A 13,809-nucleotide genomic window follows, 5' to 3' on the forward strand; every position below is an offset into this window, starting at 1 on the left:
CAGAGAATCACATTATTATTTTAAATAAATTTATTTTTTAAACTAAAATAATATTTATTTTTTATTTTTTACAAATAAAATAGTTTTAGCAACTATTCTCAAAAATATGTGAGAAATAACATGTTAAAAATAAAGACCTTTGCATTTTATATTTATTCTTCTTATTTTATTATTAGTATTCTAACTTTAATATCATTACACGCGCTTGCAAATACCTCTCCAATAAACAGTGCAACAATACCTCAGGCAACTTGGTTTCGTTATTATGATCAAAACGGTATCGCTAATTTGAGTAATACGGTTAAACCTGCACATATTGAACATGGATACGATATACTTGATCAAAACATGATCCTGATTAGAAAAGTATCCCCATACAATAAAAACACCTATAAAAATAATGCTGCTCATAGAGAAAAAATAGTCAAGCAACAACAACTTGATCTCAAATATAAAAGTGCTTATGGCAACAGTAAAACAGCAGTGACAAGAAGAGATGAACACTTAAAGGCACTTTCATTACAGTTGAAAAATCAGCAACTTGAATTACAACAATTGCAAAAAAATCATTTATTGCTTAAACAACAGATACAACTCCACCCTAACAAACAAGGCATACCTAAAAGTCTGCAAATCGCACTTGTACAGAATGAGAAGAATATTGAAAACTCGAAAAATAATATTCAATTGTTACAAACGCGCTATCGCCAAACTAATGTTCAATACGACACAATAATTAACCGTCTGAAATCTCTTGAATAATGTACAATTCTTTCGGTTTTGCAATCTGTTTATAAGGAACGATATATATGCGAAATACACGTGGTATAGCATTTATGTCACGCAGTTTTCTGGTTATAACTGTACTTTGTCATTCATTTTTTTTGTCTGCGTGCCAAAAAAAAGAACAGGCAACTGACATACGTCCAGCAACTAAACAGGTTGAATTGATATCTCAAGATATTATCCAGGTAAAGCAAGGAGCTTCCTCTATCCAAACACCTTTTACCGGAACCATTCGGGCAATAAATCAAAGTAGTATTCAGTCTCAAGTTACTGCAACGGCGACCCAAGTCTATGTAGAAGTTGGTCAGACTGTACAAAAAGGGCAAATATTGCTTCGATTAAACAATCAGGATAATGCTGCCCGGCTGGCTCAGAATCAGGCAAATTTAAGTTCAGCTCAAGCTCAGGCTGATCAAGCCCACAATATGCTACAACGCAAAAAACGTTTATATGATCAAGGGTTTATCTCGAAAGTCGAATATGAGCAAAGTCAGGTCGATTACAAGGGACAACTTGAAAATGTAAAAGCACAACAAGCCAATGTAGATATTGCAAAAAAAGCTGATCAGGATGGAATAATTAAAAGCCCGATTACAGGTGTAATTATCAAACGTCAAGTTGATGCAGGTCAGACTGTCGCAACAGGACAAACCTTATTTGAAATTCTTGACCCAGATCATCTTGAAATACAGGCTAAATTACCCGTTGATCAGCAATCCGCATTGAAAGTTGGTCGTAGAATTGAATATAACATTCAGGGAAATACTCAAAAGTTCAGTGCAACTTTGAGTAGAATCTCTCCTGTTGCAGATCAGGTCAGTCGTCAGATTGAATTTTTTGCAACACCAAATGAAAAAATAAATTCATTAAGTATCGGCTCATTTATAGATGGGAAAATTATTGGGGACAATCAAATTCAGGGACAGATTGTACCGTTAGACACAATTCTTGACATTAAAAATAAAGCTTATGTCTGGGTAATTCGGGATCATAAAGTCCAGCAAGTATTTATTCAGGTCTTAGACCAGCGCTTGAATGACAATATCGCAGTTGTTTCTGGCTTAAATAAAGGTGATCTGGTAAGTACAGTAAAACTTAAGCCTGAAGACATTAACAAACCAGTCGTCATATCAGAAAAATAATAAAGGAAGATTGTGATGTGGTTTACCCGAATCAGTGTTAAATATCCCGTTTTTACCATCATGATGATGTTTTGCCTGATGGTATTAGGGCTTGCATCTTGGCAACGGATGAGCGTTGAAGAATTTCCAGATGTGGATTTCCCTTTTGTGGTGATCTATACCAATTATGCTGGAGCATCACCTGAAGCAGTAGAATCGGAAGTGACAAAAAAACTGGAAGACCAGATCAATACCATTTCAGGTTTAAAACAGATTACTTCACAGTCAAGTGAAGGTCTATCCATGATAGTTGCTCAATTCAATCTGGATGTTTCATCTAATACTGCAGCTCAGGATGTACGCGAGAAAATATCTTCTGTCAGTGCTAACTTCCGTGAAGAAATAGATAAACCGGTAGTCGAACGCTACGACCCTACTGCCAATCCGATCATGTCAGTCGTATTCGAATCTGACAAAATGAATTTACAGGAACTAAGTACGTATATTGACCAAAAGCTGATTCCTCAATTGAGAACTGTTTCTGGTGTCGGTTCAGTTAATTTGCTGGGTGATGCTAAAAGACAAATTCGTATACAGGTTAACCCATTAAAGCTGCAAAGTTACGGGATTGGAGTCGATCAGGTCATCAATACACTTAGAAATGAGAATGTCCAAGTTCCCAGTGGTACCTTACATCAAGGCTCTTCTGAAATGGTGGTTGAGATACAATCCAAAGTAATCAATCCCATCTCATTTGGTGATTTGATTGTCGCCAATAAAAATGGCAGTCCTATACTTCTAAAACAGGTTGCCGATGTAACTGACAGTCAAGCAGAACAGGAATCTGGCGCGTTTCTGAATGGTAAGGCAGCTGTTTCAATTGATATTCTTAGAAGCTCTGATTCAAATGTCATTCAAGTTGTTGACAATACCTATAAAGTTTTAGACCAAATCAAGCAACAACTTCCTGAGGGCATGTACTTAAAGGTTGTCGTGGACAGTTCAAAATCGATTCGGGGGACGATCGTTGATGTTGCACGAACCATTCTTGAAGGTGCAATTTTAGCAGTTATTATTGTTTTATTATTTTTAGGCTCGTTCCGTTCAACTGTAATCACAGGTTTAACTCTTCCTATCGCCCTACTTGGCACACTCACCTTTATCTGGGCTTTCGGTTTTTCTATCAACATGATGACATTGCTTGCACTTTCACTGTGTATCGGTCTTTTGATTGATGATGCAATCGTTGTACGGGAAAATATTGTCCGTCATACAGAAATGGGACAAGACCACGTGACTGCAGCATTGGAAGGAACAAAAGAAATCGGGCTTGCAGTACTGGCAACCACCTTAACCATTGTTGCGGTATTCCTTCCAGTCGCGTTTATGGGGGGAATTATTGGTAGATTTTTCTATCAGTTTGGAGTGACTGTTAGTATTGCTGTCCTCATTTCCATGTTTGTCAGTTTTACTTTAGATCCTATGCTTTCAGCACACTGGGCTGAAAAACATGACCCCAATAAAAAACCATCTGCTATCAAACGTTTTTTTAATTGGTTTTCTGACAGACTAGATGCTCTAAATCATTTTTATGCCAAGCTACTTAAGCTTGCTTTACGCTTTAGACTAGTCACTGTTGCGATTGCAATCGCTTCATTATTTGGTGCATTTGCATTATCGAAAATGATTGGTACCGAGTTCGTACCCGTCCCTGACAAGGGTTCTATCCGGATCAAGTTTGAAACTCCTGTTGATGCCTCATTGCAATATACTCAAGCAAAGCTGCAACAAGTCGAGAAAATTATACGACAACATCCTCAAGTGCAATCAACCTATGGTGTCATTAACGCAACAACCAACAAAGGTAAAAACCATGTTTCATTGCGTGTCGAATTAACACCTCGTCAGGAAAGGGCTCAGACACTCAATGATTTAAATAATGAATTCCGTGCCCGTTTAACCTCAATTGCAGGAATCACGGTAACATCTGTCGCATCTGCTGATGAGGTTGTTTCAGGTGGTCAAAAACCGATTATGATCTCAATTAAGGGACAAGATCTTGATGAATTACAAAATATTTCCGATCAGTTTATGACTGAAATGGCGAAAATAAATGGAATTGTTGATCTGGAAAGCTCACTCAAGGAACCAAAGCCGACTTTATCCTTGAGCGTGAACCGTTTACTGGCAAATGACCTTGGTTTATCTGTAAGCCAGATTGCCAATGTTGTCCGTCCACTTTTGGCAGGTGATAACGTCACCACCTGGGAAGATGATCGTGGTGAAACCTACGATGTAAATTTACGACTTAGTCAGGATAAACGATCATTACCTACTGATATTCAGAGTTTGTATATCAATTCCAATAAAACAGATAGCAATGGTCAAAGTATACTGATACCACTTTCCACAGTAACAACGATGCAAGAAACTTTAGGTGCGTCACAAATCAATCGCCGAGATTTATCTCGTGAAATTTTAATCCAAGCCAACACATCAGGACGACCTACAGGTGATATTGGTCAGGATATTCAAAAACTTCAGGAAAATTTCAAATTACCAGCTGGATATAGTTTTGATACACAAGGTGCAAATAAAGATATGGCAGAATCGGCAGGCTATGCTCTCACCGCCATCACCTTATCCATCGTGTTTATCTATATTGTATTGGGCTCACAGTTTAATAGCTTCATTCATCCTGCTGCGATCATGATGTCATTGCCTTTATCACTGATCGGAGTATTTCTGGCATTGTTTCTATTTAGAAGTACCATGAACTTATTTTCCATCATTGGCATCATTATGCTGATGGGTTTAGTCACAAAAAATGCCATTCTCCTGATTGATTTTATAAAAAAAGCGATGGAACGGGGTATCGACCGATACGATGCTATCATTCAGGCTGGTACAATCCGTTTACGCCCTATTTTAATGACGACCAGTGCCATGGTCATGGGTATGGTTCCCCTTGCCTTGGGAGTAGGAGAAGGTGGAGAACAAAGTGCGCCAATGGCTCACGCAGTAATCGGGGGGGTGATTACTTCAACGTTACTAACTTTGGTGGTCGTTCCTGTTATTTTTACTTATTTAGACGATTTCAAGAATTTTATGATGCGACAATTCAGAAAAATTACTTCTTAGATCAGAATTTTAAAACAAGCAGACATTATCAATGTTCATGCAATTTTTTTATCGTATAATCTAGCCTTTAATGCTTAAAAAATTAGGACAGTTTCCATGCGCGCGAGTCGCTTTTTATTTGCAACGTTAAGAGAAACCCCAAACGATGCTGAGGTCATTTCACATCAGCTTATGTTACGTGCGGGGATGATTCGTAAATTGGCTTCAGGTTTATATACCTGGTTGCCGATGGGTGTACGTGTGTTAAATAAAGTCGAAGCGATTGTACGTGAGGAAATGAACCGCTCTGGTTCTCTCGAAGTACTCATGCCCGTGACTCAACCCGCAAGCCTTTGGGAGGAATCAGGTCGTTATGTTCAATACGGTCCTGAATTGCTTCGTTTTAAAGATCGTCATGACAACCCATTTGTACTTGGTCCTACTCATGAAGAGGTAATCACGGATCTGGCACGTAATGAACTAAAAAGTTACAAACAGCTGCCGATGAATTTTTATCAGATTCAAACCAAGTTCCGTGATGAGATCCGCCCACGCTTCGGAGTGATGCGCTCACGTGAATTTATCATGAAAGATGCATATTCATTCCATATAGATCAAGCCTCATTACAAGAAACTTATGATGTCATGTATGACACATATTGTCGTATTTTTACTCGTTTAGGCTTGGATTTCCGTCCTGTACAAGCTGATACCGGATCTATCGGTGGTTCTGGTTCGCATGAGTTTCATGTACTTGCTTCAAGTGGTGAAGACGATATCGTATTTTCTACTGAATCAGATTACGCAGCAAATGTAGAAAAAGCGGAAGCAATACTGGTTGGCGAACGTGCAGCACCAACTCAAGAGTTTAAAATTGTTGAAACACCAAACCAGAAAACTATCGAAAGTGTTTGTGAGTTTTTAAATGCAGATCCTGAACAGTCTGTAAAAGCACTTTTAGTTCAAGGTATCGCTGATGAAAAAGGTCACGTACCTGTTATTGCATTATTCCTGCGTGGCGACCATGAACTAAATGAAATCAAAGCTGAACATCATCCACTCATTGCATCTCCACTTACATTTGCAACAGAAGCACAGTTACAAGAAAATGCTCTAACAGCGGGATTCTGCGGTCCTCAAGGTCTGGTTGAAAAAGGTTTAACCGTTATAGTAGATCGCGCTGCTTCTGTCCTCTCTGACTTTATTGCAGGAGCAAATGAAGCTGATAAACATGCAACTGGAGTAAACTGGGAACGTGATGCCAAATATACAGAAGTCTTTGATTTACGTAATGTTGTAGATGGCGATCCTTCTCCAGATGGTAAAGGTGTTTTACAAATTAAACGCGGAATCGAAGTAGGTCATATTTTCCAGTTAGGTCAAAAATATTCAGAAGCTTTGGGCTGCAAGGTTTTAGGTGAAGATGGTAAACCTGTGACCGTAACCATGGGTTGCTATGGTATAGGGGTAACACGTGTTGTTGCTTCAGCAATTGAACAAAACTATGATGATAAAGGTATTATCTGGCCATCAGCTATTGCACCTTTTGAAATTGCTATCGTTCCAATGAATGCCCATAAATCACCTAAAACCATGCAGGCAGCAGAAGATTTATATGCTGAACTACAAGCTCAGGGCTTCGATGTACTACTCGATGACCGTAATGAACGACCAGGGGTTAAATTCTCTGATATTGAATTAACAGGTATTCCACATCGTATCGTTATTGGTGAAAAAGGTTTGGATGCAGGTACTTTCGAATATAAAGGACGTACTGATGCTGAATCAGTAAATATCTCAAAAGAAGAGTTACTGGCTAAACTTAAAGCATAAATAAAGTTATAAAAAAATCCGCTTCAACTGAAGCGGATTTTTTATAAATATAAAGATTAGAATACGAATGCACCATCACGAGGTGTAATTGTCATTTGAGAACTTATACGTCCCCCTGTCACGGCCACTTCACCTAAACGCTGTGCGCTTCCTACAACAGGATTAAGTGTTGTTGAATCGGTTACACCTGTCGTTGGATATAGATTGACATCTTTAGCCCGAAATACTCCCGCAGGCGTTTTTTGAGGATTCAATAAAAAACTATAGTTAAAGCCAGCACTATTTTTATTAACAATAATACTATTATCAAAAGCAATTGAACCTGACAAATTATCCAGCCCTAGAGTCGAACCATCAGGATCAGATAACTGAATCGCATTATTCATAAATGATGAAGAGTTCAAATCCATCTGACCAACAACATTAAGTGCTGTTGCGCCATCAACCAAACCTTCCTGACTAGCTAATAATGGTCTAGGAATAAGTGCAAAATTGATTCCACCATTGAGTTTTAACTTGATTCCAGCCAATACATCATTATTTGTAGTAAAACTATTTGATGGTGCATAACACCCACCACCTACTGGACAAGTCTTATATCTCGCGCCTGGTAAATAGCCGGCAGCAAGCTGTGCTGCAATAATCATTTTTAGACTTGGCATGCTGACATTAATTTGCCCGTTTTCAAGTCCGATACTGCCATAACCATTTAATAGCATATTGATGTTTCTTAGACCAATATAGTAATCAGTGGGTGTAACTGTGCCAGCTGTTTTGTAGTTTTTATTGTCACCACCATCAATTAACATGATCGATGTTGTCTTTGAACCATCCTTACTTACACCTTGTGTACTAATACCAGCACTAAATCCAATACGTTCAGAGCCACTTACAGGAGTAATCGTTGGGGCAGGATGATTTGCTGTTCCTTTAGCAACTGTAAAATCTTTTACTCCATCCGATTTTTTCCCATATATTGCTAAATTGGCATTTAAATTGTAAATAGGTAATGCCAATCCCCATTTTGCTGCAGTTGTCGATGGTAGTTTGGATGGATCAGTTACATCAGATGTCGCAATAAACTGCCCCTGTTTAGATACAGCATTAAAATTCATGCCACGAACGGATACAACAACACTTGGAATCGCTGTTGCCGCTATAACCTGCGTAAAATCACTGGCTGTTGCCATAGGGTTCGGCGTATTCGGATTAGTTTTTGCCTGTGAACTGGTATTTCCCAGGGTACTGTTACTTAACATTTCATTAATTGGTAATAGAATCGAAGTCGTATTCACAAGGTTTAAATAAACACCTCCTGCAACACCATTATTCACTTCATCCATGCTTAAACCACCATGAGCAGTGTTTAAAGCAATATCTTCCGTCTCCGTTCCTTTTATACCAGAACGTGTCTGCAATGCAGTAATATTCTTAAATCTCAAACCATAACCATAAGCACCTGCCCCACCCAACTCTAATGAAATCTGCTGGTCTGGACTGAGTGATGTATCTGTTGCATTGGTAAATTGACCTGACATTGCAAACCTTAATCCTGTAGCTCCCGCTACCGAATTCCCTGCCACTGTTCCCAGTAAGTTATTAGAGGTATCTGTTGCACCAAACTGCAATGTACCATTAATAATTCGACCATTCGCACCAGCCTGAATGATACCTCGATCATTAACAGTAAATTCCAGATTTATCCCGGGTCTTAAAGTTGTTGTGTCGCGAATAAAATCAGCATAACCACCTGCTCCAGTCTGGAGTGTCAATCCTTTTACAGGATCTATTCCCATCGTACCCATAGCCTGAAAATTAAAATTGAAGTTTTTCATGGCTAAAGTGTTACTGACATTATCCTTATCTTTCTGGGTTAAACCTATTTTTACACCTTTGATAAATAAATTCAGATAGGCTCGATCATTTGAGCTGAACAATCCATTGGTTGATGTAAAATTGAGACCAATCGGATTGTATGCCTCTACACTCAAACTACCCATCGATGCTTCGCCATCAGAACATGTAGCTGTTTGGCAGATGCTAAAACTGGCAATATTGGCTTTTCCCAACGTTGTATTTAAATTTAAATTTAAACCTGGTGTCGAAGTCGCAGCATTAGTAAATATATCCAGACTTAAATCAGTCCCCATATTCTTTCCAGCTGGTAAGTTTCCCCTGTCCATACTGATTTTGTTCAGATTGGCATATAAACTCTGATTACCTGATGTAGTCGGATTCCCAGCTTGATCTACCCAAGAAACACGGTCAATATTTACATTTGTGTAGACAATATTTGCCGTAATACCATCTTGCCCATCCATAGCACGCATATCATTATCATTCATTTCCTGAAGTGCATATGCTGAAGGCATAAAAACCAACATACTAGACATCAATGTTGAAAGTAAAAATGATTTTTTTGCTTGTATTTTCTTTGTCATTTTTATCGTTCCTTTCACTCCGGTGCCTTAGCAGCGAGGATGTGTTCCATCACAGCTAAACATCATAAACTTTCCGTTAATCGCCAGATTTCCATTGATCATCATTCCAGTAAAGCCCGTTTCTTTACCTCGATCATAGACAGACGGATTTGTTGAAGCATAAGTCGCATTCTTCAGATATCCATACTGATTGGGATCATTCGGATTTGTAGGAGCACCACTACCATCGGCATTAGTCACAAAAGCATCCTGTTCAATGGACATGGCATTAAATCCGAATTTTTTAATCACGATTGGCATCGCTGAGCTTAAGCTCAATTGAATAGCTGGTTTTAAAATTTGTGAATTAGTAGAACCTTTAGCTGTATAAAGTAGATCTACACCATCCAAGCCAAGCTTTTGTAAATTGATCTGTCCTTGAATCCCCTTAAAAACCAGCCAGAGTTTACGACCAGAAGTACTACTCGCAACAGTCCAGGTATCATTAACTCCAGCACCTGCTTGCTGTGTGACAAATCGGTTATTTAAGGAAACTGCCAGATTACAGTAGGCTGAGTTATTACAGACACCATTTGCACCATTGTCATATTGTCCATTTGCATCTTGGTTAAGACTCAGATTTAAGGAGATATCAGCGCCAGCCTGACCTTGTACTTTTTGTAAATCTGCATTATCCATAGCAACAAGCTCGGCATGGGCAGTACTCAAGCCAGCAAGTAATAACAATATTAAACTTTTCTTCATTGTTATTCCCCTACAAGCCTTTGGTTGTAAATTTCATATGTTGAATTAAAATGCCATCAATTACCGCCGACCCAAAGTTAGTTGTTGCCATATTGCTTGAAGTCACTGGGGTATTTAAATTTGCTGTCGGAGGTCCGACGAATGAAATACCAGCAGCATCTGCCCCTGTATAAGCAGTTAATGTATTTTTAACAGGGTCATAGTTAGTAGAGCCAATAGTTATACTGCTATGTGTCGCAGAATAAATAGGTTTTGCATTGGCATCTGTACTGGTTGACGGAGCATTATTACCTTGATACCCAGCAACTGCACTGCTTCCACAAACATAAATATTACAAGTCGAGCCATGATAAGTCGCTGTCGAAGACAAAGCCGTTGATAATGGTTGACTATAATCTGTATAAATCATCTGGTAGATACTTGCCTTATTTGGAATACGCGCAAGCTCCAGACTAAAATTTCGACCATCCGAACTCAACACTAAAGGCTGGTATGTTGAACCAAGAACAATATTGGCATTTAAATTATAGATATATAAGCCTTCGTAGCCGTTAAAATTAGGCGCAGCCGATTTAGTTACTGCCGGACTGTTTAAAAGACCTGCCGATGGATCAGTATTGCTCATTTCCTGAGTGCTTAAACGAAGTACGGAGTTATTGGTTGTTGTTGAACGTATACTTCTTGAGTCACCACTATTGATTCTTAATAATCCAGATAAACCTAAGGAATTATTATAGAAAGTACTCATACCTGGAGAGTTAGGGTTACCATTGGCATCTAAAATCACTCCGCCTAAAGTTTGAAACAGCTGTAATCTTGATCCATTAATACTAAAGTTGTTCCAGATCATTTGAAGACGTAATCTATTTGCTCTGGCTGCATCAGAAGTTCCAGCTGTTTCACCCAGTTGATATAACTTACTATCAGTTGGAGATTTACTTTGATCTAAAACAAATGCATCTGCCCACGCTGCCAGTTTCAATTTATATGCATCCGCACCTGCAGCATTTGGAGTTCCAGGCGTTAAGAGTTGGCCAGTATTTGGATCTCTTTTATAAATATCTTCATATAATGGAGCTTCTAAGGCAAGGAATGGAACCTTACAATTGGCATCCGATGCCCCACCACACGTTGAGCCAGGATTAAAGTTTGGTACATTGGTTGCAGTCCCCACTTTAAAAACCCACGGATTTTCAGCAGTTCCCCAGCTTGTTATTTGTGCATCAGCCGCATTGTTTGCGATACGTGTCTGAGTGTTATTATCCGACTTTGATAGAGCTAAACCATATATAAATAAATCAGCTTTACCCACTGAATGACCATCTGGTCGATTTAAAGCTGTAGATGATAGAGGCCCTACAGGCGTAAAGTGAATATATCCAATATCATTGGTACGGTCAGCAAAAATGGCATTGGTCGATTCGTTACCTTTTTCAGTACCGCGAAATACCATATACGTATTTTGGGGAAGTATCGCTATACCCTCCCCTGTTGTATCACTTAAATTTTCATCAGATAAAGCTTCAAGCGCAAAGCAAGATTGACCAAGTGTCAAACCGATAAAACTTGCCAAAACGGTTTTTTTCAAAATTACCGTATAATTGAGTATAGTCATCATGACCTTCCTATTTTATACGATGCTCCGCACCATATTATTTTATTTCTTAGACCAAACCGTTCTAACTCCATGCCTGAACGATTCTGATACTTTTATCACACTTTATAATACTCAAATTTTATCTAAACACAAAAAATAAGCGACCAAATTAGCGTATTTCCGATGAATGTCATTTCTAAAGTGAATCAACCTCAACTTCAATTCATTTTCAATCCGGCTAGCCAGACAACTTATTCCTAAAATTTTAATTTTAGCAAAACTTGATCCCACCGTAACAGTTTGGAGCAAAAGATTGATTTTTAAGCTGTAAATTATTAAGTTGCATGTTAACCGCTGGAGCATTCTTTAAATCGATATTCCCCACATTTATCGTACTTCCCAATAAGCAACTTGTTAAAAAAACACCACATTGCACAGGATTCGCAGTTATGTAATTACTTACTTGAGCTAAAGTTTCTTTGATCGTAGGTAACGCAATATCCACACCTTTAGAAGGTGTAATATCGCCAATCTCAATAGGATTTGAAAGCTCCAGCCACCAACCACTATGTGCTGTTGATTTCGTTCCAGGCCACATAATATTTTGAGACTGCAGGGAAAGTGAAGCTGAGGTTCCATTTAGATTTGCCTTGTGAAAATAACCTAGATCTTCATCGATACCTACATTTACTTTTAAATTATTCACTGTTCCAGCAAGGTTTTTATCTAAATTAATGCCTGATGCATTCACTTTGATATTTCCAGCTAACTGTATTCCACTTACAATGGCTGTTGCAGACAAAGGTGCAGAAGAAATACGATGTCCTGTAATAACCTGCTGTGGCAAGACAAGAGTCCCACCTAAACTAGGATTCAAATTGATAGAATAATTATTTGAAGAGATAGGGAGAGTTAGCACTAATCCTTTTGCGTTACCTGTTATGGGCGTCTGTGTTTGTGTATAAGTTAAATTATTAAGCTGGTTAACATTTACTGTTCCTCCAGCAGCAGCTACTTCCATATATCCACTAAGGCTATTAATACCATTTCGCTCTGAAGTATTCTCTTCTCCAAAAGTCAGCATACCTCGAATAGACTCTGCACTTGCCCTTAAACCAACAACTTGTCTAGTTGCTACACTATTTGGGTTTTTTATCGCAAATTGTATAAAAGGATTGGTTAAAAGTGCAGAGGAACTTGCGCGACCATTACTCGAATCAGAGACTCCGCTCAATGCTAAATTATCAATATCGATATCACAACCAGCTCCATTTACTCCACCACAACCTAATTGTAATTTCTTAATATTAGCATTGAGTTCTAACTCGGCATCCAGTCCTAGCTTATAAAAACCGACAGTTCTATCTCCGCCACTTCGTGAAGTTTCCAGATTTACCGGGCTTTGTTGCATAAATAAAAATAAAGATGAGTCAGTCTATCTTCCCGATATTTATGCAACAGCGACTGTTTGGGCTGTACCGAGTTGAGTAAATTTATTCAAAATATCGACTCTGATTTGCAAGTCGACTACCTGACGATTAAAGCATCGGCTAGACACCCCTTGTCCAAGCCGTTTAAATGCAAACATTTTGGCTTCTATTCGTGAACGTTGATGATAACCAATATCTCTTTTCCACTGCTTTCGTCCCTTGTTCCAACAGGCTTGTACTGCATGATTCCTTGCTCTGCCAATTTCGGTTTAATCCATGTTTTTTACGCACCCACTCTCCATCACCTGTGACTTTGATCCCTGTGCTATCAACTAAAATATGCAGGCCTTCCTGTGGTTTTTTTGCTGATTTATGTAGACGTGTTTGGAGTATATCTGCTCGCCGACTCAATGTTGAGAAATCTGGAACATTCCAATTGAGGTGAGCGAGTTGAAAGAGGCTTTGAATAAAACCCTGTGTTTGACGTAAAGCCAGTTGGAACAGGTTGCGTATTGTCAGGGCAAACTGAATGGCAGTATCAGAGTAGGTCGGTTGACATCCTTTTTTGCCTGTAGGCATTGCATACCATTGCATTTGGGGATCAAACCAAATAGTGAAAGCACCCCGTTGGCGTAAAGCCTGATTGTACTCAGCCCAGTTGGTTGTTTTGTAGCGGCTTTTTGATTCTGTATTCATCTAAACTGTATGGGGATGAATTCCTTTTATGCAACAAAGCC

Annotated in this window: 8 protein-coding genes and 1 pseudogene; 4 read left to right on the forward strand and 5 right to left on the reverse strand. The window is 38.8% G+C overall.

Annotation, left to right across the window (positions count from 1 at the left end; genetic code table 11):
* Positions 1 to 120: 120 nt before the first annotated feature.
* The 4 genes from KPC_RS11565 (at position 121) to KPC_RS11580 (ending at position 6,860) form a co-directional block, all read left to right on the forward strand.
* Positions 121 to 762: a hypothetical protein gene (locus tag KPC_RS11565; protein WP_121974533.1), complete on the forward strand. Its 642-nt coding sequence runs from the start codon at positions 121 to 123 to the stop codon at positions 760 to 762.
* 47 nt (positions 763 to 809) lie between these two features.
* Positions 810 to 1,928 carry an efflux RND transporter periplasmic adaptor subunit gene (locus KPC_RS11570; RefSeq protein WP_171334477.1) on the forward strand — a complete coding sequence of 373 codons (1,119 nt, stop codon included), beginning with the start codon at positions 810 to 812 and terminating at the stop codon, positions 1,926 to 1,928.
* Positions 1,929 to 1,943: 15 nt separating this feature from the next.
* Positions 1,944 to 5,048, forward strand: coding sequence for an efflux RND transporter permease subunit (locus KPC_RS11575; protein WP_121974534.1), 3,105 nt, complete (start codon positions 1,944 to 1,946; stop codon positions 5,046 to 5,048).
* Positions 5,049 to 5,144: 96 nt separating this feature from the next.
* Entirely contained in the window at positions 5,145 to 6,860 is a 1,716-nt protein-coding gene (locus KPC_RS11580; protein WP_121974535.1) for a proline--tRNA ligase, read from the forward strand.
* 56 nt (positions 6,861 to 6,916) lie between these two features.
* On the opposite strand, the gene KPC_RS11585 is transcribed toward KPC_RS11580, so the two are convergent.
* The 5 genes and pseudogenes from KPC_RS11585 to KPC_RS11605 form a co-directional block, all read right to left on the reverse strand.
* Positions 6,917 to 9,301 (reverse strand): DUF6160 family protein, encoded by a 2,385-nt coding sequence (locus tag KPC_RS11585; RefSeq protein ID WP_171334478.1) that lies wholly within the window; start codon positions 9,299 to 9,301, stop codon positions 6,917 to 6,919.
* Between the two features lie 27 nt (positions 9,302 to 9,328).
* Positions 9,329 to 10,045 carry a DUF6160 family protein gene (locus KPC_RS11590; RefSeq protein ID WP_121974536.1) on the reverse strand — a complete coding sequence of 239 codons (717 nt, stop codon included), beginning with the start codon at positions 10,043 to 10,045 and terminating at the stop codon, positions 9,329 to 9,331.
* A 10-nt stretch (positions 10,046 to 10,055) separates the two neighbouring features.
* Positions 10,056 to 11,660 (reverse strand): hypothetical protein, encoded by a 1,605-nt coding sequence (locus KPC_RS11595; protein ID WP_121974537.1) that lies wholly within the window; start codon positions 11,658 to 11,660, stop codon positions 10,056 to 10,058.
* A 253-nt stretch (positions 11,661 to 11,913) separates the two neighbouring features.
* Entirely contained in the window at positions 11,914 to 13,053 is a 1,140-nt protein-coding gene (locus KPC_RS11600; protein ID WP_121974538.1) for a hypothetical protein, read from the reverse strand.
* A 39-nt stretch (positions 13,054 to 13,092) separates the two neighbouring features.
* Positions 13,093 to 13,768 (reverse strand): annotated as a pseudogene (locus KPC_RS11605) (IS5 family transposase).
* Between the last annotated feature and the right edge of the window lie 41 nt (positions 13,769 to 13,809).

Source organism: Acinetobacter stercoris (assembly GCF_900323515.1).
In the GTDB taxonomy this organism is placed as follows: domain Bacteria; phylum Pseudomonadota; class Gammaproteobacteria; order Pseudomonadales; family Moraxellaceae; genus Acinetobacter; species Acinetobacter stercoris.

Bases quoted from the DNA above. Each gene is read 5' to 3' on its own strand.
- KPC_RS11585 (WP_171334478.1), bottom strand. From the start codon at position 9,301: ATGACAAAGAAAATACAAGCAAAAAAATCATTTTTACTTTCAACATTG.
- KPC_RS11590 (WP_121974536.1), bottom strand. From the start codon at position 10,045: ATGAAGAAAAGTTTAATATTGTTATTACTTGCTGGCTTGAGTACTGCC.
- KPC_RS11595 (WP_121974537.1), bottom strand. From the start codon at position 11,660: ATGACTATACTCAATTATACGGTAATTTTGAAAAAAACCGTTTTGGCA.
- KPC_RS11565 (WP_121974533.1), top strand. From the start codon at position 121: ATGTTAAAAATAAAGACCTTTGCATTTTATATTTATTCTTCTTATTTT.
- KPC_RS11580 (WP_121974535.1), top strand. From the start codon at position 5,145: ATGCGCGCGAGTCGCTTTTTATTTGCAACGTTAAGAGAAACCCCAAAC.
- KPC_RS11600 (WP_121974538.1), bottom strand. From the start codon at position 13,053: ATGCAACAAAGCCCGGTAAATCTGGAAACTTCACGAAGTGGCGGAGAT.
- KPC_RS11575 (WP_121974534.1), top strand. From the start codon at position 1,944: ATGTGGTTTACCCGAATCAGTGTTAAATATCCCGTTTTTACCATCATG.
- KPC_RS11570 (WP_171334477.1), top strand. From the start codon at position 810: ATGCGAAATACACGTGGTATAGCATTTATGTCACGCAGTTTTCTGGTT.